Source organism: Ornithinimicrobium carbonis (assembly GCF_977012275.1).
Genome location: NZ_OZ348993.1, coordinates 77,664 through 103,346 on the forward strand (window position 1 = coordinate 77,664; position 25,683 = coordinate 103,346).

20 protein-coding genes are annotated in these 25,683 nt (G+C 73.1%); 4 read left to right on the forward strand and 16 right to left on the reverse strand.

Annotation, left to right across the window (positions count from 1 at the left end):
* Positions 1 to 26: 26 nt before the first annotated feature.
* The 3 genes from ACWHYA_RS00295 to ACWHYA_RS00305 form a co-directional block, all read right to left on the reverse strand.
* A complete protein-coding gene (locus tag ACWHYA_RS00295; RefSeq protein ID WP_425939940.1) occupies positions 27 to 494 on the reverse strand; it encodes a DUF6912 family protein in 468 nt (155 codons plus the stop codon).
* Positions 495 to 570: 76 nt separating this feature from the next.
* Positions 571 to 2,250 carry an AAA family ATPase gene (locus ACWHYA_RS00300; RefSeq protein ID WP_425939938.1) on the reverse strand — a complete coding sequence of 560 codons (1,680 nt, stop codon included), beginning with the start codon at positions 2,248 to 2,250 and terminating at the stop codon, positions 571 to 573.
* Entirely contained in the window at positions 2,247 to 2,933 is a 687-nt protein-coding gene (locus ACWHYA_RS00305; protein WP_425939936.1) for a hypothetical protein, read from the reverse strand. Before ACWHYA_RS00305 ends, ACWHYA_RS00300 begins: the two co-directional genes overlap by 4 nt.
* Positions 2,934 to 3,078: 145 nt before the next feature.
* Here ACWHYA_RS00305 and ACWHYA_RS00310 point away from each other — a divergent pair, with 145 nt between their 5' ends.
* The gene (locus ACWHYA_RS00310) at positions 3,079 to 3,297 is read left to right on the forward strand and encodes a helix-turn-helix domain-containing protein (protein WP_425939935.1); all 219 of its coding nucleotides are present in this window, start codon (positions 3,079 to 3,081) and stop codon (positions 3,295 to 3,297) included.
* Between the two features lie 13 nt (positions 3,298 to 3,310).
* Here the strand turns inward: ACWHYA_RS00310 and ACWHYA_RS00315 are convergent, their stop codons facing one another.
* Positions 3,311 to 3,871 carry a hypothetical protein gene (locus ACWHYA_RS00315; protein WP_425939933.1) on the reverse strand — a complete coding sequence of 187 codons (561 nt, stop codon included), beginning with the start codon at positions 3,869 to 3,871 and terminating at the stop codon, positions 3,311 to 3,313.
* A gap of 184 nt (positions 3,872 to 4,055) precedes the next feature.
* Here ACWHYA_RS00315 and ACWHYA_RS00320 point away from each other — a divergent pair, with 184 nt between their 5' ends.
* Together ACWHYA_RS00320 and ACWHYA_RS00325 are read left to right on the forward strand one after the other, a co-directional pair.
* Positions 4,056 to 5,006 carry a LysM peptidoglycan-binding domain-containing protein gene (locus tag ACWHYA_RS00320; protein ID WP_425939931.1) on the forward strand — a complete coding sequence of 317 codons (951 nt, stop codon included), beginning with the start codon at positions 4,056 to 4,058 and terminating at the stop codon, positions 5,004 to 5,006.
* Entirely contained in the window at positions 5,003 to 5,554 is a 552-nt protein-coding gene (locus tag ACWHYA_RS00325) for an Rv3235 family protein (RefSeq protein WP_425939929.1), read from the forward strand. The genes ACWHYA_RS00320 and ACWHYA_RS00325 overlap by 4 nt, the downstream gene beginning before the upstream one ends.
* 27 nt (positions 5,555 to 5,581) lie before the next feature.
* Here the strand turns inward: ACWHYA_RS00325 and secA are convergent, their stop codons facing one another.
* The 12 genes from secA to kynA form a co-directional block, all read right to left on the reverse strand.
* Positions 5,582 to 8,308, reverse strand: a complete 2,727-nt coding sequence (gene secA / locus ACWHYA_RS00330) for a preprotein translocase subunit SecA (protein WP_425939928.1) — start codon at positions 8,306 to 8,308, stop codon at positions 5,582 to 5,584.
* 93 nt (positions 8,309 to 8,401) lie between these two features.
* Positions 8,402 to 11,104, reverse strand: coding sequence for an ExeM/NucH family extracellular endonuclease (locus tag ACWHYA_RS00335; RefSeq protein ID WP_425939926.1), 2,703 nt, complete (start codon positions 11,102 to 11,104; stop codon positions 8,402 to 8,404).
* A 120-nt stretch (positions 11,105 to 11,224) separates the two neighbouring features.
* Complete coding sequence (locus ACWHYA_RS00340; RefSeq protein WP_425939924.1) at positions 11,225 to 12,427, reverse strand: winged helix-turn-helix domain-containing protein; 1,203 nt, start codon at positions 12,425 to 12,427, stop codon at positions 11,225 to 11,227.
* A 153-nt stretch (positions 12,428 to 12,580) separates the two neighbouring features.
* On the reverse strand, positions 12,581 to 13,282 hold the full coding sequence (gene hpf / locus ACWHYA_RS00345) for a ribosome hibernation-promoting factor, HPF/YfiA family (RefSeq protein WP_425939923.1): 702 nt from the start codon (positions 13,280 to 13,282) through the stop codon (positions 12,581 to 12,583).
* A 114-nt stretch (positions 13,283 to 13,396) separates the two neighbouring features.
* Positions 13,397 to 14,167 carry a ComF family protein gene (locus ACWHYA_RS00350; RefSeq protein ID WP_425939921.1) on the reverse strand — a complete coding sequence of 257 codons (771 nt, stop codon included), beginning with the start codon at positions 14,165 to 14,167 and terminating at the stop codon, positions 13,397 to 13,399.
* A 68-nt stretch (positions 14,168 to 14,235) separates the two neighbouring features.
* Positions 14,236 to 15,999, reverse strand: a complete 1,764-nt coding sequence (locus ACWHYA_RS00355; protein ID WP_425939920.1) for an LpqB family beta-propeller domain-containing protein — start codon at positions 15,997 to 15,999, stop codon at positions 14,236 to 14,238.
* Positions 15,996 to 17,657, reverse strand: a complete 1,662-nt coding sequence (gene mtrB / locus ACWHYA_RS00360; protein WP_425939918.1) for an MtrAB system histidine kinase MtrB — start codon at positions 17,655 to 17,657, stop codon at positions 15,996 to 15,998. The genes ACWHYA_RS00355 and mtrB overlap by 4 nt, the downstream gene beginning before the upstream one ends.
* Positions 17,658 to 17,868: 211 nt before the next feature.
* On the reverse strand, positions 17,869 to 18,546 hold the full coding sequence (mtrA, locus tag ACWHYA_RS00365) for an MtrAB system response regulator MtrA (RefSeq protein ID WP_075958789.1): 678 nt from the start codon (positions 18,544 to 18,546) through the stop codon (positions 17,869 to 17,871).
* A 13-nt stretch (positions 18,547 to 18,559) separates the two neighbouring features.
* Positions 18,560 to 20,038, reverse strand: a complete 1,479-nt coding sequence (gene ahcY / locus ACWHYA_RS00370; RefSeq protein ID WP_425939916.1) for an adenosylhomocysteinase — start codon at positions 20,036 to 20,038, stop codon at positions 18,560 to 18,562.
* A 50-nt stretch (positions 20,039 to 20,088) separates the two neighbouring features.
* Positions 20,089 to 21,582 carry a mycothione reductase gene (locus tag ACWHYA_RS00375; RefSeq protein WP_425939914.1) on the reverse strand — a complete coding sequence of 498 codons (1,494 nt, stop codon included), beginning with the start codon at positions 21,580 to 21,582 and terminating at the stop codon, positions 20,089 to 20,091.
* Positions 21,579 to 22,835: a kynureninase gene (locus tag ACWHYA_RS00380; RefSeq protein ID WP_425939912.1), complete on the reverse strand. Its 1,257-nt coding sequence runs from the start codon at positions 22,833 to 22,835 to the stop codon at positions 21,579 to 21,581. Before ACWHYA_RS00380 ends, ACWHYA_RS00375 begins: the two co-directional genes overlap by 4 nt.
* Positions 22,828 to 23,760, reverse strand: coding sequence for a tryptophan 2,3-dioxygenase (gene kynA / locus ACWHYA_RS00385; protein ID WP_425939910.1), 933 nt, complete (start codon positions 23,758 to 23,760; stop codon positions 22,828 to 22,830). Before kynA ends, ACWHYA_RS00380 begins: the two co-directional genes overlap by 8 nt.
* Positions 23,761 to 23,879: 119 nt before the next feature.
* Between kynA and ACWHYA_RS00390 the strand changes: the two genes are divergently transcribed.
* Positions 23,880 to 25,550 carry an HNH endonuclease gene (locus ACWHYA_RS00390; protein WP_425939909.1) on the forward strand — a complete coding sequence of 557 codons (1,671 nt, stop codon included), beginning with the start codon at positions 23,880 to 23,882 and terminating at the stop codon, positions 25,548 to 25,550.
* Positions 25,551 to 25,683 lie beyond the last annotated feature (133 nt).

Genomic DNA, 25,683 nt, shown 5'->3' on the forward strand with positions numbered 1-25,683 from the left:
CGTGCTGCCCGGGGCTGGTCGACGCCTCAGTCGGCGTCAGGGGCGTCGTCGGGGACCGGCGCGCACGCCCGCGCCAGCTCGACGACGTGGGCGATCTCGGTCGTGTCGTACCAGGACAGCTCGAGCTCCTCGTCCTGGTCCTGCAGGGCGGCCGGATCGCCGGTGACCACGTCGTCGCCCAGATGCAGGGCCGCGACCCGGGGCAGGTCGACGTCGCCCACCTGGACCCGGGCACCGTCCGGCGCGGTGGCGTCCACCTGGTCGGCGGTGAGGTCGACCGCCGCCACGACGACGGGAGAACCGCCGTCGCGCACCGCACGAGCCGCCTCCTGGAGAGCGGCGTACTCCCACTCCTCCTGGTCGCCCGAGGTGTCCGCCTCACGGACCGGCCCGGTGACGGCATACCCCGGTCGCGGACCGGACAGGCGCCGGTCGGTGTGGAGCCGGGCGAGCTCGTCGGCGTCGAGCGGAACGTAGCAGCGCACCGTGGTCATGCGGTCTCCCTTCCGCGCACGCAGCGGCGCGCGCCCTCCCATCGTGTCAGACGGCCCTGGGCGGCGCCGAGTCCGGTCAGGCGGGCGCCAGCCGCCGGCCCAGCCAGCTGCGGGTGCGCAGGGACGCACGCTCGCGCCGGCTCTGGGGCTCGCGTCCGGCCACCGTGTCCGCCAGCTCGACCAGGGCGGTCCGGGCCGCGCTGCGCGGACGTACCTCGGCGAGCACGCGACCGTGCAGCAGGGCGGCGTCGAGCGCGTCCTGGTCCTCCGGGACCAGGTGCACGGGCCCGGTGCCCGCGAACCGGGCCAGGGTCTCCTGGATGCGGCGACCGGGGTCGGGACCGACCGGGCCGGGGCGCACGCGGGTGACCACGACCGACCGCGGCGCCACCGTACGCGTGGCGAGCTCGTCCAGTCCCCGGACCAGGCGCTGCAGCCCGACGGGGTCGCCGGTGCCCACGACCACCACCCGGTCGGCCGTCTCGAGGGCGGTCAGCGCGGCGCCGTTGCGGCGCGGTGCGAGGGTGTCGAAGGAGAGCTCCTCGTCCTGCTCCAGCGGCGGGGCGACGTCCACCACCGTCCAGCGCGCCAGCCGGCGGCACTGCTCCAGGACGTCCGCGAGGGCCACGTCGCGCAGCTCGGGCCACCGGTCGGCCCGAGGAAGGCCGGTCAGGAGCCGCAGCCCGGGACGTACCTCCGGGGCGAGGCGGGCCAGCACGTCCCGGTCGAGATTCCCCTGGTCCGCAGCTCGAGCGGCGGCGGCCACGCCCGGCACCTCGTCCAGGACGGCCAGGAGCTGGGCCTGACTGGCGCCGTAGGTGTCCGCGTCGACGAGGACGACGGGGGTCAACGGGTCACCCAGCTCGGCGGCCAGGTTGGCCGCCACCGTCGACCGGCCGCTGCTGCCGACCGGGCCCCAGACGACGACGATCTCGCCCTCCTCGTGCCCGTCCGCGTCTTCGCCCCCGGGCCTGTCCGCGTCCTCGTCCTCGCCCCCGGGCCCGTCCTCCTCCCCGTTCTCGTCCCCGAACCCTCCCTGGAGGCCTGACCCCACGGACCCGGGAGGCAGGTCCTGCTCGTCCCGACGTGCGTCGCCCTGCGGCCACCCGAGCAGGGGGGTCTCGTCCCTCTCGTCCTGCGGGTCGTGCCCCACGGTCTCCGTCCCACGGGCGGGCTGTCCGGCTGGTGGAGGCCCCGGCGCTCCGGGTGCCGCCGGACCCGACGCTGCGGCGGCGTCCGTCCCAGCACCGTCGTCGCGCGCGGCGTCGTGGCGCGCGGCGTCGTGGCGCGCGGCGTCGTGGCGCGCGGCGTCGTGGCGCGCGGCGTCGTGGCGCGCGGCGTCGTTCCCGGCGGACGCGGAAGTCCTGGAACGCGCCGGTGTCCCGGAGGACCGGCCCTCCTCGGGGCTGAGCAGCTGCGCCACGGCCCGGTCCAGCTCGGCGACCGCGGCGTCCGCGGGAGCGGTGACGCGAACGCCCCACCGTCGCAGGAGGCGCTCGGCGGCCTCGTCACCCGGAGGGTGGACGCCGAGCACGAGGACGTCCTGCGCGGCCAGCGTGTCGATGACCGGCCGGTCCAGGCCCCGCAGGTCGCTGGAGACGACCACGACCCGACCCACACCGGCCGAGACCACCCCCACCAGCTCGGCGACGTCGGCGCAGCGCCGGACCACCCGGACGTGCGCGGACCGGGACAAGGCCCCGGCCAGTCCCACCTCCCACCGGGGGGCGACCGCGGTCACCAGGGGCTGGGTCACCGCCCCTGCTCCGAGGTGGCCCGGGGAGCCGGGACGAGCGTCGTGCGCGACCCCTGGTCGACGGCGGCGATCAGCTCCCCCACCCGGTCGGCAGGGACGACCACCTGCACCGCGGTCCGGCCCACCCCGGCACCCAGGCCCGAGCTCGCGGCGGGCACGTGGTCCACGACCGCCCCCGCCAGGAGCCGCTCCGGGTCCAGGTACTCCTCCCCCACGGCGTCGGGGTCTCGTCGGCTGACCCAGACGTCGACGACGGTGCCCGTGGTCAGGGTCCTGGCCGCGGCCACGTCGACCGGCACGCTCACGGTCTTGTCGAGGGCCTGCCGGGCGGTTCCCAGCGCCGCGGCGGGCACGAGCTCCCCGGCCTGCACCTGACGCAGCAGGTGGGTGCCGGGCTGCAGCGGGGCGGAGCCGTCGACGTAGCGGCCGAGGTGATCCTCCATGCGCACCGGCACCGCGACGACGTCGTCCGCGCGCACGGCCTGACCGGGCAGCAGGTCGCGGGTGGCGGCATACACCGGGGTGGTGTCGTCGAGGGAGGCGAAGAGCCGGACCCCGCCCGCCACGGAGAGCAGGACGAGCAGGACCCCGACCACCAGACGCAGGTCGCGCCAGCCGGGACGCTCCAGGCGGCGCACCCGCCGAGGCTCGGCCGGATCGGCGACCGGCGTGGTCTTGGGCATGACGGGGTTCCCCTTCTGCGACGTGCTGCGGCGGCGTCCCACGGTACCCAGCCCGGGGACGCGGCAGCCATTGTTGTCCACAGGGCGGTCAAGGGTGGGCCAGGGAACCGTAAAATCTCGGTCAAGACCGACGAAAGGACCCTTCGTGGCCACCCCCCGCTTCCTGACCCTCACCGACGTCGCCGAGACCCTCAACGTCTCGCTGTCGCAGGTGAAGGCACTGGTGCGCTCGGGCGAGCTGGCCGGCATCAAGCTGGGCGGGCGCGGGGTGTGGCGGGTGGAGAACACCGAGCTGGAGGCCTACATCCAGCGGATGTACGACCAGACCCGCGACGCGATCCGGCAGGGGACCGTCGACCAGTGAGGACCGGTCGGGGTCACAGCCGACGGACGAGGGCGAGCGCGGCGTAGGGGACGCTGAGGACACCGCGGGCGGCCGACGGCCGCCGGGGTTCGTCGTCGGCGTGCCGGGTCAGGTCGCAGTGGTCGGCGAGCACCCGGTCCAGGGTGCCCGTCACGTGGTCGCCGTCGACGTCGTGCAACCGGACGACCGCCCGGTCGCGGCTGACCGCCCGCAGCGCGTGGCGCAGCCCGAACCGCCGGCTCCCGACCGCCTCGCCCACGTCCGCCCGGCGCGTCAGACCCTCCACGGCGGTGACCGCCGCCGTCGGCACGATCAGCTCCTGCCCCGGCTGCTGTCCTCCTCCCTGCCCCAGCAGGAGCCAGTCGGTCCCCACGTCCCGCAGGCGCGCCTCGAGCCATCCGCAGCCGCGCACCCGCAGCCGGAGCGGCTCCTCGGTCCCCGCCACGAGCCGGTCGGTGAGCCGCACCCGCCCACGCTCGGCACGCACGTGCTCGGCCGTCTCGGCCGCCAGCTCCTGACGCTCCATCAGCTCGAGCTGTGCCCCGAGGTCCTCGAACAGGTCGTCCCACCGCATGGCTGCATCGTGCCAGCCAGGGGCGGCTTCCCGGTCGTGGCGTCCCCAGAAGCGGTCGCCCTCCTCCGAGGGCAGACGCGTCGTCCACAGGTCCGGCGGCTCACCGATTGCGATCTTCGTCGTGCACCTCTATCGTTCTCAACCAGACGCAAACGTCCGCAAACAGATACATGCAGGAGGATCGATGAACGCACAGCGGCGGGCCGCCGTCCTGGGGGCGGTGGGCACGGGGGCGACGACGGCGCTGACGGGGTGGCTGGTCAGGGCATCGGTCGACCAGTGGCCGGGTCCGGGCCAGGTCCCCCTGGACGGAGCGGTGGGTTTCGTGGCCACGGCCACCGCGGCCGCGCTGTCCTCCTGGGCGGTCGTCGTCCTGGCCGCGGCCACCGTCCCGCTGCTCGGTGGCCCCCTGAAGCCCGAGCGGGACGGAAGCGGCATACCGGTCCCGCGAGGTGGGCACGTGCTGTCGGATACCACGGCCGCGCGTCCCAGCCCGGGCACCGGCGGCCCGGTGTCCCGGGTGACGGCCGTCCTGCTGGCCGCCGCCACGATCAGCCTCGGCCCGTCGGCCGCGCAGGCCACCCCGGACGGGCCCCCGACGGGCCAGGTGCGCCACGAGCCGACCGGCACCGCGCAGCCTTACCCCATGGACGCGTCGGGAGGAGGGAGGACGACGACGTCGGTCTCCACCGCGAACCCGCCTCTCAGCGCGGATTCGGAGGCCGCCGGAGCAGACGCGGAGGCGGCCGGACCAGACGCGGAGGCCGCCGTACCAGACGCGGAGGAGGGCGTGCCAGACGTGGCGGCGGTGCCCGTCCCGGGGTGGACCCCGACCCCGGAGCCGTCCAGGACCAACGGCGGCTCGGGCGCGGGCTCCGCCAGCGTGGACCTTGTCACGACGTCTCCGGCGCGCACCGCTGCCGCTCCCGGCCCGGGCCGGGAGCAGGTGGTGGTCCACCGGGGCGACTCGCTCTGGTCGATCGCCGCCCGCCATCTGGGGGTGCACGCCACCGACGCCGACGTCGCCGAGGCGTGGCCACGCTGGTACGACACCAACCGCGAGGTGGTCGGGGACGACCCGGACCACCTGCTCCCCGGCCAGGTCCTGGTCGTTCCGGCAGGGGCCGGTCGATGAGCGCCGCGGCCGCCCGGTCCGCCGCCGCCGCCAGGACGCAGGCGCCCAGGGTGCTGCGGGTACTGCCGGCGCCGTCCATCGAGCCCGCCGCGGACGGACAGGACTGGGACAGCCCTCCGGAACCGGCCTCCGCGCCCCGCTACGTGCAGGGCTGCCTGGCCGTGGACCTGCGCCATCAGCACGACGACAGCTTCTTCGGTCCCCAGGCGACCTCGACCCCGGACCTGCCCGAGGCGGGTCAGTGGGCCGGGCGGATGATCAGGGCGGTGCTGGAGGCCTACGAGGGCAGCCGCTCCCCCGACCAGCTGAGCAGATGGGTTGTGCCGGAGATCCGGGAGCGGGCCCAGCGGCGGGGGCTGCTAGCGCGACGGCGCGGCCGACGCACCGGTCGGCCTCCGGTCGTCCGCACCCTGCGGACGAGCTTTCCGGCGGACGGCGTCTGCGAGGTGGCGGCGGTCGTGCAGGCCGACGGCAGGGTCCGCGCGCTGGCGATGCGGATGAGCGGTGTCGACGGCCGGTGGCTGATCACCGCCTGGGAACTGGGCTGATCAGCCGCACCCACCCCCACCGGCTGGTCAGCGGGCGCGCTGGGCCCGACGACGCTGGGCGCGGTTGCTCCCGCCCTGATCGGCGTCCCCGGCCGCGGCCGGCTGCGCCGGCGCGCCATCGGGGTGGCTGCCGTCGGGACGCACCCGCCGGGCCTCGGCCGACCCGTCCTCGGTCGGAGCGACGAAGGTCAGCTGCTCCTGCGGCCGGGGTGCCACGGGCTCGGTGGGCTTGACCTCGGCGTGGAAGAGGAAGCGGACGGCCTCCTCCTTGATCGCCTCCATCATCGCCTGGAAGAGCTGGTACCCCTCGCGCTGGTACTCCACCAGGGGCTCGCGCTGAGCCATAGCCCGCAGACCGATTCCCTCCTTGAGGTAGTCCATCTCGTAGAGGTGCTCGCGCCACTTGCGGTCCAGCACCTGCAGCAGGACCCGCCGCTCGACATCACGCATCAGCTCGGGTCCGACCGCGTCCTCGCGCTGGTCGTAGGCGTGCTGCGCGTCCGAGGTGAGCTGCTCGACCAGCAGGTCGGCGCTCACGGCGTTGCGTCCGCCGGCGGCCGCGACGACCTCGTCCACGGTGATCTGGACCGGGTAGAGCCGCCCGAGGTCCTCCCACAGGGACTCGAGGTCGATGCCGTCGGCCAGACCCAGACCGGCCGCGGAGCGCACGTAGTCGGCGACGACGTCGTTGACGAAGTGACGCACCTGCTCGTGCAGGTCCTGCCCCTCCAGCACGCTGCGGCGCTCGGCGTAGATGACCTCGCGCTGCCGGTTGAGGACGTCGTCGTACTTCAGGACGTTCTTGCGGGTCTCGAAGTGCTGGGCCTCGACCTGCGACTGGGCGCTGGCGATGGAGCGGGAGACCAGCTTGGACTCGATGGGGACGTCGTCGGACACCCCCGTGCTGGACATGACGCGGTCGACCATGCCCGCGTTGAACATGCGCATGAGGTCGTCCTGCAGGGACAGGTAGAACCGGCTCTCACCGGGGTCGCCCTGGCGTCCCGCACGGCCGCGCAGCTGGTTGTCGATCCGCCGGGACTCGTGCCGCTCGGTGCCGAGCACGTACAGGCCGCCGAGGTCGGTCACCTCATCGTGCTCGCTGGCGACGGCGGCCTCGGCCTCGGCGAGGGTCTTGTCCCACGCCGCCTCGTACTCCTCGGGCGTCTCGTGCGGGTCCAGCCCCCGCGCAGACAGCGCGGACACGGCCCGGAACTCGGGGTTGCCGCCCAGCATGATGTCCGTGCCTCGGCCGGCCATGTTGGTGGACACGGTCACCGCCGCCTTGCGCCCGGCCTCGGCGACGATGGAGGCCTCCCGCTCGTGATGCTTGGCGTTCAGCACCTCGTGCCGCACCCCCTGGCGGCGCAGCTGCTCGGAGAGGTACTCCGACTTGGCGACCGAGGTCGTGCCGACGAGGACCGGCTGGCCACGGCGGTGCCGCTCCACGATGTCGTCGACGACGGCCTTGAACTTGGCCTCCTCGGTCCGGTAGACCAGGTCGGGCTGGTCCTTGCGGATCATCGGGCGGTTGGTGGGGATGGACAGGACCCCCACCTTGTAGATCGAGTGCAGCTCGGCCGCCTCGGTCTGGGCGGTGCCCGTCATGCCCGAGATCTTGTCGTACATCCGGAAGTAGTTCTGCAGCGTCACCGTGGCCAGTGTCTGGTTCTCGTTCTTGATGTCCACCCCCTCCTTGGCCTCGATCGCCTGGTGCATCCCCTCGTTGTAGCGGCGGCCGGGAAGGATGCGGCCGGTGTGCTCGTCGACGATCATGACCTGGCCGTCCATGACGACGTAGTCCTTGTCGCGCGAGAACAGCTCCTTGGCCTTGATCGCGTTGTTCAGGTAGCCGATCAACGGCGTGTTGGCCGACTCGTAGAGGTTGTCGATGCCCAGGTAGTCCTCGACCTTGGCGATCCCCTGCTCCAGGACGCCGACGGTCTTCTTCTTCTCATCGACCTCGTAGTCGCCCCAGGCCTCGATCCCGCGCATCTGGTCACCGGCCTCGCCCCGCTCGAGCCGGCCGACGAGCTTGGAGAACTCCGTGTACCACTTGGTCGCGGCGTCGGCCGGACCGGAGATGATGAGCGGGGTCCTCGCCTCGTCGATGAGGATCGAGTCGACCTCGTCGACGATCGCGTAGTGGTGCTCGCGCTGCACCAGGTCGGCCAGCGACCACGCCATGTTGTCGCGCAGGTAGTCGAAGCCGAACTCGTTGTTGGTGCCGTAGGTGATGTCCATCGCGTACTGCTCCCGGCGTTGCGCCGGGGTCATCGAGGACAGGATGCAGCCGGTCTCCAGGCCGAGGGCACGGTGGACGCGGCCCATCAGCTCGGACTGGTACTGCGCCAGGTAGTCGTTGGTCGTGATGACGTGCACGCCCTTGCCGGTCAGGGCGTTGAGGTAGCAGGGCAGAGTCGCCACCAGCGTCTTGCCCTCACCGGTGCGCATCTCGGCGACGTTGCCCTGGTGCAGGGCGGCCCCACCCATGATCTGCACGTCGAAGTGCCGCTTGCCGATGGTGCGCTTGGACGCCTCCCGGACGGCGGCGAACGCCTCGGGCAGTAGCCGGTCCAGGGACTCCCCGTCGGCCAGCCGCGCCTTGAACTTGTCGGTCTCCTCGCGCAGCTCGGCGTCGGTCAGTCCCTCGAAGTCCTCCTCGAGCGCGTTGACCTGCTTGGCGATGGTCTCCAGCCGGCGCAACGCGGTCTTCTCACCGGCGCGCAGCATCTTCTCGAACAGTTTCGGCACCTCCCTAGGCTAACCGCCCGGACAGCGGACGGGGTGCAGGGAACCGTGGTCCCCTGCACCCCGTGCGAGATGCCTACCGTTCAGCGGTCAGGCTCAGCGCCCTCCGGGCTTGCCCGGCTTGCCGGGTTTGCCGGGCCTGTCCTTGTCGAGCCCATTGCCCTTGCCCGGCTTGGCCACCTCGACCGTGACGCTGGTCGTCGTCGAGTTGCCGGCCGCGTCGGTCGCCTCGTAGGTCAGGGTGTAGGTCGCCCCGAGCACCGCCTGGACGCGGAACTTGTGGTCGTCCACCACCTTGATCTTGCCGCCGTCGGCCTCGGCACCAACCAGGGAGACCGTGGGCTCCTGACCGGAGTCGTCGGTCGCCATCACCACGGTGGTGAGGTTGCGCCACTTGTTGTTGGGCGGCCAGACGTGCGGCGGCTCGACGACCACCTCGAGCTCGGGCGCCACCGTGTCGGGGTCCTCGACCGTGAGGTCCAGGCCGACGATCACCGGGTCGTGGTCGCTCGAGCGGTAGGGGTTCTTCTCGAAGAACTCTGACTGCGGCGCCTTCTTGAAGTCCAGGTCGTAATCGAGGACATCCGGCTCGTCGGCATTGATCGCCCAGGTGGTGGCGTCGACGACATGCCCCGCCAGGGCCTCGTTGGCCAGGGCGTAGTCGAGGTAGCCGAGCATCCCGTCGAAGACGTAGGTGTAGGCGTACTCGCCCTCCTCCTGCAGCAGCAGGTCGGTGTACCCGGCCTCCCGCAGCACGTCGATCGGGTCCTCCTTGTCGTAGGAGTTCAGGTCGCCGATGATCAGCACGTTCTCGGTACCAGTCATCGTCGGGTCGCCCGCGGCCCACTCGGCGAGCGCTTCGGCGGCCGCCGTGCGGACACCGTTGCAGTTGCCCTGCCCGTCCGGGTCGGTGGGGTCACCGTCGGCCTCGCAGCTGGAACCCTTGGACTTGAGGTGGTTGTTGATGACCGTGACCGAACCACCGGTCGCCAGGTCCTCGAAGGTCTGCGCCAGCGCGGGGCGGTTGTACTCGTCCGCGAACCGCTCGTCGACGCCCGAGTGCAACAGGGCGAAGTTGCCCACCGGCGCGACCTCGCCGACCTGGTAGATGAACGCTGTCGTGATCTCGTCGGACCCGACGACACCTGTCTCGACCTCTGCCCACCGGGTCTCACCGGCCCCCTCGTTCAGGGCCTCGACCAGGGTGGTGAGCGCAACACCGTTGTTCTCGATCTCGATGAGCCCGACGACGTCGGTGTCGAGCTCGTTGATGGCGGCCACGATCTTGGCCTCCTGACGCTCGAACTCCTCGGGCGTGTCAGCACCGCGGCTGCCGAGCGTCGTGAAGTAGTTGAGCACGTTGAACGCGGCCACCGTCGTGGTGCCACCGAGCTCGGGGGCGTCCGGGCGGGGGTTGGTGACCGTGTGGTCGGCAGGTGCCGTCGGCTGCACCCTCCACTGGCTGAAGCGGTAGTCCAGCACTCCGGTCACATCGGTCACGACGTCACCGCCGCGGAAACGGTTCGCCAGGGTGAAGGCCTCACCGTTCGGGTGACGCAGGACCGTCGGGTTCTGTACGTTCAGGCCGTCGTCGAGCGTGATCCGGTGCGTCGTGTTGTGCTCGGCGAGAGCGACTGCGTCCGACGAGCCCGGCTCGAACACCGCAGTCGGCTGGAACTGGCGGAGGGACGCTTCACCGACACCGAGCACCATCTCACCGAAACGGTCGTAGTTGAAGTACTCGAGGATGAAGAGGTCATCGGGATAGGTGACCAGCATGCTCTCGTAGGCCTCATGGTCGTCGGTCGGTAGAGACACTTCGACCGGGTCGGGGATCTCGCCGTCGGACGAGCACACCTCAGTGGTGACTCCGGTGAGCTGGGTCTGGCCCCGGAACTCCCCCGCCGTACCGTGGAGGGCCACCACGTCTCCGACAACGACGTCCGCGCCACCCGGAGCGTGGACGAAGATGCCGTCAGAGGTCGCCCGGTCGCGATCACCGGAGTCCTGGACGAAGAAGCCGTCGAAGGCGTCGAGGTACTCCCCGACGACCGTCCCGCGGACGGTCACGTTCTGGCCGGCCAGCGGCGTTGCCTCACCGGAGCCCTGCACCTCGCCGATCGGGGTCGAGATCACCTCGCAGACGTCGACCGGATCACCCGGGCCACCCGGGCCACCAGCGCCGCACGACGTGGTGTGCGCACCCAGCCCGTCGAAGGTGTCCGTGTCGAAGCCGTCCCACTCCAGGACGGGGTCGAAGACATCGCCAGGATTGGTGTCGCCGGCGCACACGTCCGCCTTGCGGCGCAGCGTGTTGTCGGCGGTGGACACCAGACCGTCGCCCCACTGGGATCCCGGGTCGACGCCGACCTGACCGATCGCGTCGACGACCACTCCCGCCCTCGCCAGGGTGAGGGCGTCGTCGCCATTGAACAGGCCGGCACCGCTCGTCAGATCTGCCTGAGCCAGAATCGCGGGATCTGCGCTGCTGTGTGCCAGTACGTACACGTCCCCGGGCGCGAGGGCGCCCTGCAGAGCAAACGTCAGTCCAGCGTCAACGCTGCCGTTGCTGAACTGTTGGACGGCGTAGTCCGCCAGGTCGATCGTGGCAGAGGTGCCGTTGTAGATCTCCAGGGCCTTGTTGAAGCTCGACCCTTCGACGTACTCGCTGATGATGAGGTCGTCCAGGGTCGTCGGGTCGTCGTCCGCGGTGGCTGCTGCGGGAACCAGGAGGCTGGCCAGGAGCGCCGTCGCTCCGGTCGCCGCCACGGCCCGCCGTCGACGGGGGAGTTGCGTCATCGCAGGGTCCTTCGTGTCTCAGGGGGTGGGCTGGGTGCTAGGGGGGTGCACCGTCTCGGACCCTAGGACGGTTCGGCGCCGAGCGGGTGTCGAAACGACGACCTCGAGGAGGACGGTCGGTCACGATTGGGCAAAGTCGACCCGGGTCAGGTCGAGCCAGCCCGCCATCCGCGTCAGCTCCTCCTCCAGGGCCCGCCCGGCGGCGACCGGGTCCACCCCCGGCTCCCAGTGGACCGAACGGACGAGGAGGCGTCCGCTGGCCCGGTCGGCCTTGAGGTCGACCCGACCCACGAGCTGCTCGTCGAGCAGGAAGGGCAGCACGTAGTAGCCGTGCACCCGCAGGTGCGCCGGCACGTAGATCTCCAGCCGGTAGCGCATCCCCCACAGCGCCTCCGTGCGCTCCCGCTGCCAGACCAGGGAGTCGAACGGGCTCAGCAACGCGGCCCCGGGGACGCGGCGCGGCGCGCGCGCCGACGGGTCACGCCATACCGCCTGGTCCCAGCCGCGCACCTGCACCCGCTCGACCAGGCCCCGGCCCTCCAGGAGCGCGAGCCCGGCGTCCACCCGCGGCCCCCGCAGCCGGACGTAGTCGGCCAGGCAGCGCCGGCTGCCGAGCCCGTGGGCCCGCAGGGACAGGTGCAGCAGCTCGGCGAACGCCTCCTGGGGGTCCTGCTCGGCCAGCTCGTCGCGGCGTCGCACGAGGTCCGGTCCGAGCACGTCGACCGGGTCGGCGTACCGGCGCTCGAACGAGGAGGTCCGCCCGGCGGAGGTGATGCGTCCGGACCAGAACAGCAGCTCCAGGGCCTTCTTCACGGCCGACCAGTTCCACCCCCAGCCCTCCCCCGTGCGGGCGGCGCCGTGCGGCAGGTGCGCCTCGACCTCTCGCGAGGTCAGCGGACCCTGCTCCCGCACCGTCTCCAGGACGGCCTCGACCAGACCGGGGTGGCTCGCGGCGATCGAGCGGCTCCAGGCGCGCTCCTCCGCCTCGGCCATCCGGAAGGCCAGCAGCGGCCACGTGGGCAGCGGCACGAGCGAGGCCTCGTGCGCCCAGTACTCCACCAGCCGGGGAGGGCGGCTCCCCGGCCCGCCGTCACGGGCCCGGTCGAGCAGACCCCGGTCGTAGGGCCCGAGCCGCGAGAAGAACGGCAGGTACTGGCTGCGCACCAGCACGTTGACGCTGTCGATCTGGACGAGCCCCACCCGGTCGACCACCCGCTGCACGTGCCGCATCGTCGTCCGTGCCGGCCGGGGGTCGGCGAAGCCCTGCGCCGCCAGCGCGGTGCGGCGCGCCTGTTCGCGGCTGATCGTGGGGACCCGGCTCATCCCGCCCACTGTGCCAGAACCGGCGGACAGACCCGTCGGGTCCGGGAGCGACGTCGAGGACGGCCGCGGGACCCGACGGACACCCGGTGCGGGGCCCGCCACCGGTGGTGGCGGGCTCCGCAGGGTTGCAGGCCCGGCCTGCGGACGTGTCGGTCAGGACGCCACGGCGTCGGCCTCGGGGGCCAGCTCCTCGTCGGGGTCCTCGTGGTCGGAGGGTGCGGTCCCGTTCAGGTCGAGCCGCAGCACGCCGTAGGACCAGCCGCGACGGCGGTAGACCACGCTCGGCTGGTCGGAGTCGACGTCGTGGTAGAGGAAGAAGTCGTGCCCGATGAGCTCCATGTGGGACAGCGCCTGCCCGACGGTCATCGGCGTGGAGGGGTGGACCTTCTCGCGGACCTCGATGGGGCTGTTGCCCTGCGTCTGCAGGTCCTCGTCGAGCGCGTCCTCGGTGCTCTGGGCGTGCGACCGCTCGTCCGTCGACCCGGCGAGGGGGCCGGTGGGCAGCCCGTAGGTCGCCTCGGCCACGGAGGGGAGCCGGTGCTTGCCGGTGTGGCTGATGCGGCGCTTGTCGTTCATGCGACGCAGCCGCTCGGTCAGCTTGGACAGGGCCAGGTCGACGGCGGCGTACTCATCGTCGGCCGCCGCCTCGGCGCGGACGACCTGCCGGTTGACGAGGCAGGTGATCTCGCAGCGTTCGGACTCCTTGGCCTGTCGCGGGTTGGCCTCGTGGGTCAGGACGACCTCGGTGCGGCGCACGCGGGGGGCCAGCTGGGGGATCTTGTCGAGCTTCTCCTCGAGGTGACGGCGGAAACGTTCGGAGACGTCTCTCTTGCGACCGGTCACGGTGAGTTCCATGAGTCCTCCATGCAGAAAGTGGGTGGTGCTGTGCGTTCTGGCGTCGTCTGTGGCGCCCTGAGTCCAGCGGCCTCACCCCCTTGCCCGTGCGAGGAGTGCTTCCATGGACCCACACTAGTCCCGACCCGACGGTTCGGACAGTGGACCCCTCACCGTCGACGACGGAGCCCGCGGCGGGCGCCGGTGCGTGGCGGCGAGGGTGACCGCGACCACGGGACCGGCACCCGCCGTGACCAGCGCCCGGGCACACTCGACCAGGGTCGCGCCGGTCGTCACCACGTCGTCGACGACGATGCAGGGAGCCCCTTCCACCCGGGCCACGGCCGTGGGCCGGACCACCACCGCGCCGGCCAGGTTGCGCCGCCGCTGCCCGGCGTCCAGCCCCGCCTGGTCCGCCACCCGCCGGCCCAGGCGGAGACCGTCGACGACCGGCAGCACGGACCGTCGGCCCCGCAGTGCCGTCCGCGCCAGCGCCTCCACGCGGTGCTCCCCCCGTGCCCGCGTGCTGGCCCGCGCGGACGGCGCCGGCAGGACGGGGACGGGGCCTCCGCCCCCCAGGGCCGCGAGGTGCTCGGGTGAGCCGTCGAGCGCCGCTGCCAGCACGGCCCGCAGCGGCACGGCCAGGGCTGGGGTGAGGTCGGCCCGGCCTCCGTCCTTCCAGCCCACCACGGCGGAGCGGGCCAGGTCGCGGTATGCCGTGCCCGTCCACGTGGGAGGAAAGCCCGGCGGGCACGGGGTCGGCGTCCACCGTCGCGGTCCTCCGTCGGCCAGCGCGTCCGCGCAGGCCGGGCACCACCGCGTGCCCGCCTCGCCGCAGCCGCCGCACGCCGCGGGCGCGGCGAGCTCCAGGAGGTCGAGCAGGTCCTGCCCGGGGCGCCACGGCATACCTCCAGCATGTCCCGCCCCACGACGGGACCGGGGCGTGCGTCCACACCCCCGGTCCGCCGACCCGGTCAGGTGCCGGGGATGATCAGCTCGTCGCCGTTGCGGGCGCCGAACCAGCCCGAGGCGCCCTCGCGGGTGTGCATGCGTCCGTCCTCGGTCCGCACGACCGGGACGAAGCTGACGCCGGTGGGAACGGCCTGCACGTCCACCAGGCCCGCCTGCTCCCCCAGCTCGTCCAGCCACCCGCCCAGCGGCACGCTGTAGGCACCGATCCGCTGGTCCTGGTTGCGCCGGGCGGCCACGACGATCTCCGTGGTGGAGCCCCAGCGGGCCGAGTCGACCTCCACGAGGGTGGGGGCGGCCAGCCAGGGCTCGGCCAGGGCGGTGGCCCGCCCCTGGGAGTCGCGCACGATCCCGGACACGACCACGCGCTCCCTGGCGGAGCCGCGCTCGGCCTGCACCACGAGGAGGGCCCGGGTCCCCTCGGGCGAGATCCGCAGGGTGTCCACCCGTTCTCCGTCGGCCAGCCAGGGGACGTCGACCGGACGGGCCAGGTTGGAGACGTCGGCCCCCTCCAGGACCCACACCCGGGGGGTCTGCGACCCGCGGGCGGTCCCGGCGACCCACAGGTCGCCGTGGGGGTCGAAGCTGGGGTCGGTGAGGGCGTCGCCGATGCCCGGGTGCACCTCGCTCTGCCCTCCCCGCCACCGCCACAGCTCGGAGCGGTCGTTGGAGACGGCCGCCAGCTCGCGCAGGTCCGCCGAGGCGGCCACCCCCGTCCAGGACATCCCGACCGGGGGCAGGTCGACGTCGGGGGCACTGGCCGCGGGGACGTTGCGCAGGTCGTAGCGGGTCGGGTCGACGAGGTTGAGCTCCTCACCGATCCGCAGGAGCGCCACGTCCGTGTCCCGCATCACCTCCTCGTAGCCCAGGTCGCTGCCGAGGTTGACGGCTCCGTCCTCCAGGAGGGAGCGGCCACCCACCTGCAGGTCGACCGCGCTGACCCCCCGCAGGCCGAGCAGCGCGTGTCCCAGCTGGGCGCGCAGGTCGGTGGCCCGCTCCGGGTCGTCGGACAGGCCGGAGCCCTGCAGGTTGACGGTGGCCATCTGCGTCGTGGGGTCCACCGGCACCGCCCCCACGGCCAGACGCAGGTCGGGTCCGCCGCCGGAGCGCACGGCGCCCTCGAGGTGCGCGGGGACCGGAGCCAGCTGCGTGCGGGCCAGGGAGGTGGTCAGGCCGTCGCCGAGCGCGAGCCAGCGCACGTCCGGGACGAAGAGGTCCAGGTGCGGGTTGAGGTAGTAGACGGTCGAGGGACGGAACGCGCGGTCGAGGTCGGCGGCCGAGAGCCACAGCCCGAACCCCTCCGGGAAGTCGCTGATGCGCCACTCGCCGTCGACCCGCTGCAGCTCGAAGGTCCGGCTGACCGGGGTCGTGGGCTGCTCCACGAGCCTGCCCTGGTCGTCGATCCGGCCGCGGACAGGGGTGGTGACCGTGACCTGTCCCGGCACCTCCTCGGTGATCGTGGGACCGCCCTCCAGGACCAGGACGTCCCGCGTCGGCACCCACTCCCCGGCGAGCGTGGAGGTGAGGTACTCCCGGGCCACGTCGTCGTCGTCGGCGAAGCCGACGTTGGCCCGCAGGAACCCCTGGACGATCTCGGCGGGGCTGGCTCCGGGCTGCGGAGAGGGCAGGAAGCGCTGGACGTCCTGGCGGGGCTGGACCTCCACCGACAGCCCCGGCTGGGGCACCGGGTCGGTCGGCAGCGCCGAGGCGCAGCCGCCGAGGGCGAGCGCGGCGACGAGCGCGGCGGCAGCACGACGGCCAGTCCTCACGACTCCTCCTCCGGGCGGGCCGCGAGGGCCAGCACGACGGTGGGCACCCGGGCGTCGAGGGCGGCCTCCCCGGGGCCGGGCACGGGCGGAGGCGCCTCCGCCACGACGTAGCGGTCCTGCCGCGGCAGGACGAGGCGGAAGCAGGCTCCACGGCCCGGCTCGCTGCCCACCTGCAGCCAGCCGCCGTGCACGCGGGCGTCCTCCTGGGCGATGGCCAGCCCGAGCCCGGTCCCGCCGGTCGTCCGGTCCCGGGAGGGGTCGGCCCGCCAGAAGCGGTCGAAGACGTGGGCCGCCTGCTGCTCGCTGAGCCCGATCCCGTGGTCGCGCACGCTCACCGTGACCACGTGGTCGGTCGCGGCCACCGTGACGTCGACCGGTCGCCCCTCACCGTGCTCGACCGCGTTGGACAGCAGGTTGCGCAGCACCCGCGCGATCCGGCGGCCGTCCATGCGGACCAGGACCGGTGCGGTGGCCGCGTGGACGCGCACCGGGGTGCCCAGCCGCTCGGCGAGCGTGGCCACCCCGTCGACCGCGGCCCCGACGAGGCCGACCATGTCCTCGTCGTGCCGCTCCAGGATCGTCGCACCCGAGTCGTAGCGACTGATCTCGAGCAGCTCGTTGAGCAGGTCCTCGAAGCGGTCGAGCTCCTGCTGCAGCAGCTCGGCCGACCGGGCCACCGGCTCGGGGAAGTCGTCCCGGGACATGTGCAGCATCTCGCCTGCCATCCGGATCGTGGTCAGCGGCGTGCGCAGCTCGTGGGAGACGTCGGAGACGAAGCGCTGCTGCAGCTGGGACAACGAGCGCAGCTCGCGGATCTGCAGCTGGATCGAGTCCGCCATGGTGTTGAACGACGTGGCCAGCAGGGCCAGCTCGTCCGCGCCGCGGACCGGCAGCCGCTCGCCCAGCCGGCCCTCGGCCAGCTGCTGGGCCACCACGGCCGCCTCCTCGACCGGTCCGGTCACCAGCCGGGTGGCCAGCCAGCCGACGGCCGCCACCAGCAGCGACAGGGCCAGCCCGCCGGCGTAGAAGAGCTGGCGCAGCAGGTCGAGGGTCTCCTGCTCGCGCACGAGCGGGTAGACGAGGAACAGGTCGTACTCCCCCGCCCTCGGCAGGCTGACCCGCGAGCCGACGACCACCGAGGTCACCTGTTCGCTGGCCCCCGCGAGGTTCATCGGCACGACCACCACCTGCTGGTTGGTGGGGTCAGCGGCGAGCGCCGTCTGCAGGGCCTCCGGCAGGTCCTCGGCGTTGACGCCCACCCCGGTGGTGGGGACGACGGCGCCCCGGGAGTTGTCCAGCCCCGGCATCAGCAGCACCCGCCGGCCCTCGTCGGGGCTGTTGCCGGCCATCGACTGGACCTGGTCGTCGGCGGTCTGGGTGAGCCCGGAGTCGTCCTGCCGGTCGGTGGAGTCGAAGGCCTCCTGCGCCAGGGCCACCTGCTGGGAGGCGTCCCGCTCGGCACCGGCCACCGCCTGGGCCACCAGCCCCTGCGCCACCTGCTGGTACAGGACGGTGCCCAGGAGCGCGGAGAGGAAGACACCGACCAGGACGGTGGTCGTGATGACCCGGGCGCGCAGGGAACGGCCCCACCACGCCGACCACCAGGGGTCCGCCGGCCCGTCCGCAGCCTGCGACCGGTCCCGGGCCGGCCGGCGCAAGGCCTGGGGAGGCGTGCTTCCGCTGTCCCCACCGTTCGCGCCGCGTCCGCCGTCCGGTCCGCCCCCACCGCCGTCCGGTCCGCCGCCACCGCTGCCGGGGCGACCCTCCGCGGAGGGACGGTCACCGGTGCCCCCGGCCCCGCTCCCTGCTGACCCACCGGGCGCCGAGGAGCCCGCCGACGTCGTGGCGTCGGCGTGCCCGACCCTCAGGTCAGGGATGTCCGGCCTTGTACCCGACACCACGGACGGTCACCACGATCTGGGGATTCTCCGGATCCTTCTCGATCTTCGAGCGCAGGCGCTGCACGTGCACGTTGACCAGCCGGGTGTCCCCGGCGTGGCGGTAGCCCCACACCTGCTCCAGCAGCGACTCCCGGTCGAAGACCTGGGTGGGCTTGCTGGCCAGCGCGGCCAGCAGGTCGAACTCCAGCGGGGTCAGCGGGATGGTCTCCCCGCCCCGGGTCACCTCGTGGCCGGCGACGTCGATGACGACGTCGCCCACGACCAGGCGGCCGTCGTCCCCGGTGTCCACCCGCCGCAGCCGGGCCCGGATGCGGGCGAGCAGCTCCTGGGGCTTGAACGGCTTGACGACGTAGTCGTCGGCCCCCGCCTCCAGCCCCGCCACCACGTCCTTGGTGTCGGTGCGGGCCGTGAGCATGACGATCGGCACCCCGGACTCCAGCCGCAGCTGCCGGGCCACCTCGATGCCGTCCTGGGTGGGCAGCATGACGTCCAGCAGGACCAGGTCGGGGCGCAGCTCGCGGAACATCGCCACGGCGCGGCCCCCGTCGCCGCACGTGGCGACGTCGTAGCCCTCCTTGCGCAGGACGATGCCGAGCATCTCGGCGAGGGCCTGGTCGTCGTCGACGACGAGAACGCTGGCGGTCACGTGGGTCCCCTGCTCAGTAGCGGTAGTGGTCGGACTTGTACGGGCCGGCGACGTCCACCCCGAGGTAGGACGCCTGCTCCTTGGTCAGCTCGGTCAGGTCGGCCCCCACCGACTCCAGGTGGAACCGGGCCACCTCCTCGTCCAGCGCCTTGGGCAGCGTGTGCACACCGAGGGGGTAGTCCTCGGGCCGGACGAAGAGCTCCAGCTGCGCCAGCACCTGGTTGGCGAAGCTGGTCGACATCACGAAGCTGGGGTGCCCGGTCGCGTTGCCGAGGTTCAGCAGGCGGCCCTCGGACAGCACGATGACGGAGCGCTCCGGGCGCTCCGTCCCGTCGACCTCCTCCGCCGGGAGGGTCCACTCGTGCACCTGGGGCTTGATCTCGGTGCGCTGGACCCCCGGGATCCGCGCCACCCCGGCCATGTCGATCTCGTTGTCGAAGTGGCCGATGTTGCCCACGACCGCCTTGTCCTTCATCGACCGCACGTGGTCGGCGGTGACGACGTCGCGGCATCCGGTGGCCGTGACGACGAAGTCCGCCAGGCCCACGACCTCCTCCAGCCGGGCCACCTGGTAGCCCTCCATCGTGGCCTGCAGCGCGCAGATCGGGTCGATCTCGGTGACGATCACCCGGGCTCCCTGGCCGCGCAGCGCCTCGGCGCAGCCCTTGCCGACGTCGCCGAAGCCGCAGACGACCGCGACCTTGCCGCCGATGAGGACGTCGGTGGCCCGGTTGATGCCGTCGACGAGGCTGTGCCGGACGCCGTAGACGTTGTCGAACTTGGACTTGGTCACCGAGTCGTTGACGTTGATCGCGGGGAAGAGCAGCTCGCCGGCCTCGTGCAGCTGGTAGAGCCGGTGGACCCCGGTCGTGGTCTCCTCGGTGACGCCCCGGACCCCCTCGGCCACCCGGGTCCACCGCTGCGGGTCCTCGGCCAGGCCGGCGCGCACGGTCTCGAGGATGACCCGCCACTCCTCGGGGTCCTCCTCCTCGGCCGTGGGCACCGCCCCGCGGGCCTCCCACTCCCTGCCCTTGTGGACGAGCAGCGTCGCGTCACCGCCGTCGTCCAGGATCATGTTGGGCCCCTGGCCGTCCGGCCAGAGCATGATCTGGGTGGTGCACCACCAGTACTCCTCCAGCGTCTCGCCCTTCCAGGCGAAGACCGGGACCCCCTGCGGGTCCTCCGGGGTGCCGTCCCGGCCCACGACGACGGCCGCGGCCGCCTCGTCCTGGGTGGAGAAGATGTTGCACGAGGCCCAGCGCACCTCGGCGCCGAGCTCCACCAGGGTCTCGATGAGCACCGCCGTCTGCACCGTCATGTGGAGCGAGCCGGCGATCCGGGCGCCGGCCAGGGGCGCCTGCCCCTCGTAGCGGCGGCGCAGCGCGGTCAGGCCCGGCATCTCGTGCTCGGCCAGGCGGATCTGGTGGCGGCCCGCGGGGGCCAGGGACAGGTCCCGGACGCGGTGCTGCAGGGACGTCGTCGTGCTCGGCATGGAGGCCATGCTACGGGTCGGTACCGACAGGTCCCTGATCCCCGGCGCCGCTACGCGTCCACGTCCTCCCCCAGCGGGTCGTAGTCGGCCGTGACGTCCTCGTAGGGCGCGACCTCCAGCCCCAGCAGCGCGTTCTCGAGCACCTCGGCCAGGGCCGGGTGGATCCAGTACTGCCCGCGGGCCAGCTGGAGGGCGGTCAGCGGCCCCGTGGGTCCGCCGAGGCTGAGGGCCTGGATGACCGGCTGGATGAGGCTGCTGGCGTGCGGGCCCATGGCGTGCGCCCCGAGCAGGTGTCCCGTGCGACGGTCGGCGACCAGCTTGAACAGGCTGGTCGTGTCCTCCATCGCCCAGCCGTAGGCGGTGTCGCCGTACGCCTGGGTCTTGCACGTCACGGCATACCCCTGCTCCCGTGCCTGCGCCTCGGTGAGGCCCACCGTGGCCACCTGGGGGTTGCTGAACACCCCGGCCGGCACGAAGCGGTGGTCGAAGGACCACAGGTCCTGCGGGTGGACCAGGTTGTGGGCGACGACGCGGGCCTCGTGGTTGGCCACGTGCTTGAGCTGGTAGGGCGAGCTGACGTCGCCGAGCGCCCAGATCCCCGGGGCCGTCGTGCGACCGTGCTGGTCCACCTGCACCCGTCCGTCCGGCCGCACCTGCACCCCCGCGACGTCCAGCCCCATGTCGTCGCTGTTGGGCATCCGCCCGGTGGCCACGAGCAGGGCCTCTCCCGTGACGGTGGTGCCGTCGGCCAGCTCGAGCTCGACGCCGGCCCCTGCCCGCCGCGCGGCCACCGGGGCGGCGCGCAGGTGCAGGTGCCAGCGGTCCCGGGCCAGCTCGGTGAACGCGGAGGAGATCTCCTGGTCGACCTGGCTCAGCAGCCGCTCACCCCGGCTGACGACGGTGACCTCGACCCCCAGGGCGGAGAAGACGTGGGCGAACTCGGCGGCGATGACGCCTCCGCCGACGATCACCATGCTGGCGGGCAGCTCGTCCATCCGCATGACCGTGTCCGAGGTGTGGTACGGCACCCCCGCGCCGGCGACCACCGCGGGGATGTGCGGCCGGCTGCCGGCCGCGACCACGACCTGGTCGCCCCGGATGCGGTGCACGCTGCCGACCTCGTGCGCCCCGCCCGGGTGGGCGATGCGCACCTCGAGCTCGCGGTCGCCGACGAAGCGGGCGTGCCCCAGGTAAGCCTCGGTGTGGGAGGCGTCCCGCCGGTAGTCCCGGCCCCCCTCGCTGATCGGGTCGATCCGTCCGAAGATCCGGTCGCGCACGTCGTCCCAACGGACCTGGTCGAGGGTGGCGTCGACGCCGAAGCGGGCGGCGTCGCGGACCGTGCGGGCCACCTCCGCGGTGTGCACGAACATCTTGGTGGGGATGCAGCCCACGTTGAGGCAGGTGCCGCCGAAGATGCCTCGGTCCACCACCGCGGTCCGCCGGTCCTCGAAGTCGGGGGTGACCAGGGAGTTGCCCGACCCGCTGCCGATGACGACGAGGTCGAAGCGGGTGGGTCCAGGATCGCTGCCGGTGGTCTCGCTCACCCGGACAGGGTAGTCGCCGCCCCGAGCTCCTCCCGGACCGCCGCCAGACCGTCCCACAGCTCGACGAACCGGGTCGACAGGGGCGCGGGTCCCAGCCGCAGCCCGTCGGGGGAACGGAAGTCGGGTATGACGCCGCGCGCCCACAGTCGCGGGTTCACCTCCGCGAAGGCGGGGTGGCGCAGGGTCACGTGCCCGCCGCGGCGGGCGTGCTCCCGCGGGCTGGCGACCACGACCCCGAGCTCGCCCGGCCAGGAGTCCACCACGTCCAGCACCAGGTCGGTCAGCAGCAGGGACTTGGCCCGCACCCGCTCGATCCCGGCCCGCTCCAGCATCCCGGCACCGCGGGCGACGGGCACCATGCCCACGACCGGCGGGGTGCCGCTGACCAGGCTGCGCACCCCGGGGGCCGGCACGTAGCCCTGCTCCATGAGGAAGGGGTCGCGCCGGCCCATCCAGCCCTGCACGGGCTGGCTCAGGGTCGGCAGGTCGTGCAGGCGGGCAGCCAGGTAGGCGTGCGCCGGCGCCCCCGGCCCGCCGTTGAGGTACTTGTAGTCGCAGCCCACGGCCGCGTCCCAGCCCTCCTCGTCGGCGTGCACCGGCACCGACCCGGCGGAGTGGCAGGTGTCCCACAGCACCAGGGCCCCGGCCTCGTGCACGAGCCGGGTGATCTCCTGCGCGTCGGCGACCCAGCCGGACCGGTAGGCCACGTGCGAGAGCAGCACGACCCCCGTGGCGGGACCGACGGCGTCGGCCACCTGCTGCGGGGTGACCCCGGCCGACGGGTCGACGTCGATCCACACCAGCCGCAGCCCCCGCTCGGCGGCGATCCCCTCGGCGACGTAGCGGTCGGTCGGGAAGTTGTCGGTGTCCAGGACCAGCTCGGCCCGGGCCGGGTCGAGCGCCAGCTGGTGGTCCACGAGGGCCCGCAGCACCTTGTAGAGCAGCACGGTCGTGGAGTCGGCCACGACCGTCTGGCCGGGCGCCGCGCCCAGCGCGGCGCGGCCCACCAGGTCCCCGACCCGCTCGGGCCAGCCCATCCACCCCTCGTCCCAGGACCGGATGAGCCGGGTGCCCCAGTCCTGCCGGACGAACCGCGCCAGCTCCTCGGCGGTGCCGGCGACGGGTCGTCCCAGCGAGTTGCCGTCGAGGTAGGCCACCACCCCGGGCGCCGGCTCGAACTCGTCGGCGAAGGCGGCCAACGGGTCCGCGGCGTCGAGGGCGAGCGCCTGCTCGCGGGACGGTGACTCACTCATGGCCGTCGCCCCCGTGGTAGCCGCCGGGCGTCACGTCCTGGATGCGGCTGCGCACGTCGTACAGCTCGGGGAAGAAGGTCAGGTCCAGGGCCCGGCGCAGGAAGGGAACGCCCGAGGACCCACCGGTGCCGGGCTTGGAGCCGATGATGCGCTCCACCGTCTTGAGGTGACGGAAGCGCCATACCTGGAAGTTGTCCTCGACGTCGACCAGGTCCTCGGCGACGTGGTACTCGACCCAGTGCCGGGCGGGGTCGGCGTAGACGGTGGCGAACAGGTCGACCACCCCCGGCGAGGCCTCGTAGGGCTGGGTCACGTCGCGCTCCAGCACCTCCTGCGGGACGGGGTGACCGGCCCGGGCGAGCCAGCGCAGCACCTCGTCGTAGAGGCTCGGCGCGTGCAGCAGCGCCTCCAGCTCGGCGTGCACCTCGGGCAGGTGCTCGAAGACGCGCAGCATGGAGGGGTTCTTGTTGCCCAGGGAGAACTCCACGGCGCGGTACTGCCAGGACTGGAAGCCCGAGCCGGTCGCCAGGAAGGAGCGGAACAGGGCGTACTCGCTGGGGGTGAGCGTGGCCAGGACGGACCACTGCTCGGTGAGGGTGTGCTGGATGTGCTTGACCCGCGCGATCCGCTTCAGCGCCGGCTGCAGGTCGTCGGCGGCGACGAGCTCCCGGGCGGAGGTGAGCTCGTGCAGCATGAGCTTGAGCCACAGCTCAGAGGTCTGGTGCTGGACGATGAACAGCAGCTCGTCGTGCTGCGGCGGCACCGCCCGCGGGTGCTGGGCCGACAGGACCCGCTCCAGGTCGAGGTACTCCCCGTAGGAGAGGTTGCTGGAGAAGTCCTGCTCGATCCCCTCCTCCAGGTCCCGGACGGAGCGGGTATGGCGTGTCACGGGGTCGTCAGCGCGGTCACGGGCGGCGTTGCTCACGGATCGAGTCTGGCACACGTGCGTATTTGCGCAGGTCAGCGGGTTTGTCGGTGCTCGCCCCTAGCGTGCCGGTACGGGCACCTCGGGAGGAGAGGTGCACCCGACGGAGGGGTGAGGGTATGGACGGAGGGGATGAGGACGTGCCGGTCGCGACGGATGGTGGTCCTCCGCGAGGGGCGCCGGTCTCGGTGCTGCGCAGGCACGGGCTGGAGCTGGCCAGTTCGACACCAGCGGTCCTGGTGCGGGTCCGGGAGGTCTCGGACCTGCTGGCGGGGCCCGGAGAGCCGTTGACGCAGCAGGAGCGGGCGGCGACGCTCGCCGAGCTGGAGCGGCTCAAGAACGTGTGCGCCGCCGCGCAGGCGGCGATCACGGTGGACCTGCACGAGCAGGCGGCGCTGGACCGGCAGGCCACGGAGGGCGAGCTGGGTCACCGCCGCAGGGAGCGGGAGGGGGTGACCCTGGAGGTGTCCCTCGCCCGGAGGGTCTCACCCCAGCGGTCACGGTCGCTGATCGCGATGGCCCGGGCCCTGCACGCCCGGTTGCCGCAGACCCTGGCGGCCTTCCGCGAGGGGCGGATCTCGGAGTGGGCGGCCTCGCTCGTCGAGAAGGAGACCAGGGACCTGACCGAGGAGCAGGCCCGGGAGGTGGACGCCCGGCTGGCACCCACGCTCGGCACCTGTTCGGAGGGCAGGCTGTCGAGGCGAGCGGCATCGCTGGCCTACGAGGCGGACAAGCGCGGTTTCCTGCAGCGCCATGCCAGGGCGGTCGAGGACCGCTACGTCTCGATCCGACCCGCGGCCGACGGGATGGTTCGGCTGAGCGGTCTGCTGCCGCTGGTCGAGGGTGTCGCCCTGCACAGGTCGCTCGAGGAGCACGCCCGGTCGGCCCGGCTCGCCGGGTCGGCCGGTGCCTCCACGGACGGGGACGGCAGCAGCGCCCAGGACGGTGTCCCGACCGTCGCGCAGCTGCGGGCCGACGAGCTGGTCCGCCGCGTCACGGGCGTCGATCCCTCCCGCGAGGGCATGCCCGTGGAGATCGGCCTGGTGATGACGGACCGGGCCCTGTTCGACGAGGGAGGGGACCCGGCCCGCGCTCCCGGCTACGGGCCGGTGCCGGCTGCGCTGGCACGGATGATCGCCGCGTCGGGCAGCACCCGCGGCGTGGACGTCGCGTCGGCCACCGCCTGGCTCCGTCGGCTCCTGCTCGACCCGGTCGACTCCACCCTCGCCGAGACGGACGGGCGGCGACGCCTCTTCTCCGGTCCGTTGCGCAGGTTCGTGGTCGCCCGCGACCAGGAGTGCGCGATGCCCTACTGCCACGCACCCGTCCAGGACGTCGACCACGTCACCCGGGCCAGGGACGGCGGTGCCACCACCGCCGCCAACGGCCAGGGGCTCTGCCGGGCCTGCAACCTCGACAAGGAGGCAGAGGGCCTGCGGACGGAGGTGGTGACCGCGGCCGACGGCACCCGGGCGGTACGGGTCCGGACCCGCTACGGCCAGACCCACCACTCGCAACCACCACCGGTGCTCGACACGCTCGAGGACCTGGCCGCCCGATGGCACGGCCAGCGCCCACCCTGGTGGTCGGACCGCTCTGGCCACGACGCGGAGCACCTGGTCGAGGAGTGGGACGAGCTCGAAGGGTTCGAGCACGACGACGGGAACCCTGGGCACGACGACGGGAACCCTGGGCACGACGGGGCCGACCTCGAGCACGACGGAGCCGACGTCGAGCACGACCAAGACTTCCTGGACGACGACGAGGAGGGCATGGACCTCCCGGCCTGACCCTGCCGGGCACGGACCGGAGACGCGTCGGGGAGGTGTCGGGCAGCACCGGGCACCCGCCGGTCATGCAACGGGAGTGCGCCGGGCGTAGACCGGGCGGTTGCCGGGCCTACGCCCGGGGCGCACGACGAGG

Coding starts and splice junctions, on each gene's coding strand:
- ahcY (WP_425939916.1), bottom strand. CDS start 20,038: ATGCCGAGCACGACGACGTCCCTGCAGCACCGCGTCCGGGACCTGTCC.
- ACWHYA_RS00380 (WP_425939912.1), bottom strand. CDS start 22,835: ATGAGTGAGTCACCGTCCCGCGAGCAGGCGCTCGCCCTCGACGCCGCG.
- ACWHYA_RS00340 (WP_425939924.1), bottom strand. CDS start 12,427: ATGAGCCGGGTCCCCACGATCAGCCGCGAACAGGCGCGCCGCACCGCG.
- ACWHYA_RS00320 (WP_425939931.1), top strand. CDS start 4,056: ATGAACGCACAGCGGCGGGCCGCCGTCCTGGGGGCGGTGGGCACGGGG.
- ACWHYA_RS00325 (WP_425939929.1), top strand. CDS start 5,003: ATGAGCGCCGCGGCCGCCCGGTCCGCCGCCGCCGCCAGGACGCAGGCG.
- ACWHYA_RS00305 (WP_425939936.1), bottom strand. CDS start 2,933: ATGCCCAAGACCACGCCGGTCGCCGATCCGGCCGAGCCTCGGCGGGTG.
- ACWHYA_RS00350 (WP_425939921.1), bottom strand. CDS start 14,167: ATGCCGTGGCGCCCCGGGCAGGACCTGCTCGACCTCCTGGAGCTCGCC.
- ACWHYA_RS00390 (WP_425939909.1), top strand. CDS start 23,880: ATGGACGGAGGGGATGAGGACGTGCCGGTCGCGACGGATGGTGGTCCT.
- hpf (WP_425939923.1), bottom strand. CDS start 13,282: ATGGAACTCACCGTGACCGGTCGCAAGAGAGACGTCTCCGAACGTTTC.
- ACWHYA_RS00315 (WP_425939933.1), bottom strand. CDS start 3,871: ATGCGGTGGGACGACCTGTTCGAGGACCTCGGGGCACAGCTCGAGCTG.
- ACWHYA_RS00335 (WP_425939926.1), bottom strand. CDS start 11,104: ATGACGCAACTCCCCCGTCGACGGCGGGCCGTGGCGGCGACCGGAGCG.
- ACWHYA_RS00295 (WP_425939940.1), bottom strand. CDS start 494: ATGACCACGGTGCGCTGCTACGTTCCGCTCGACGCCGACGAGCTCGCC.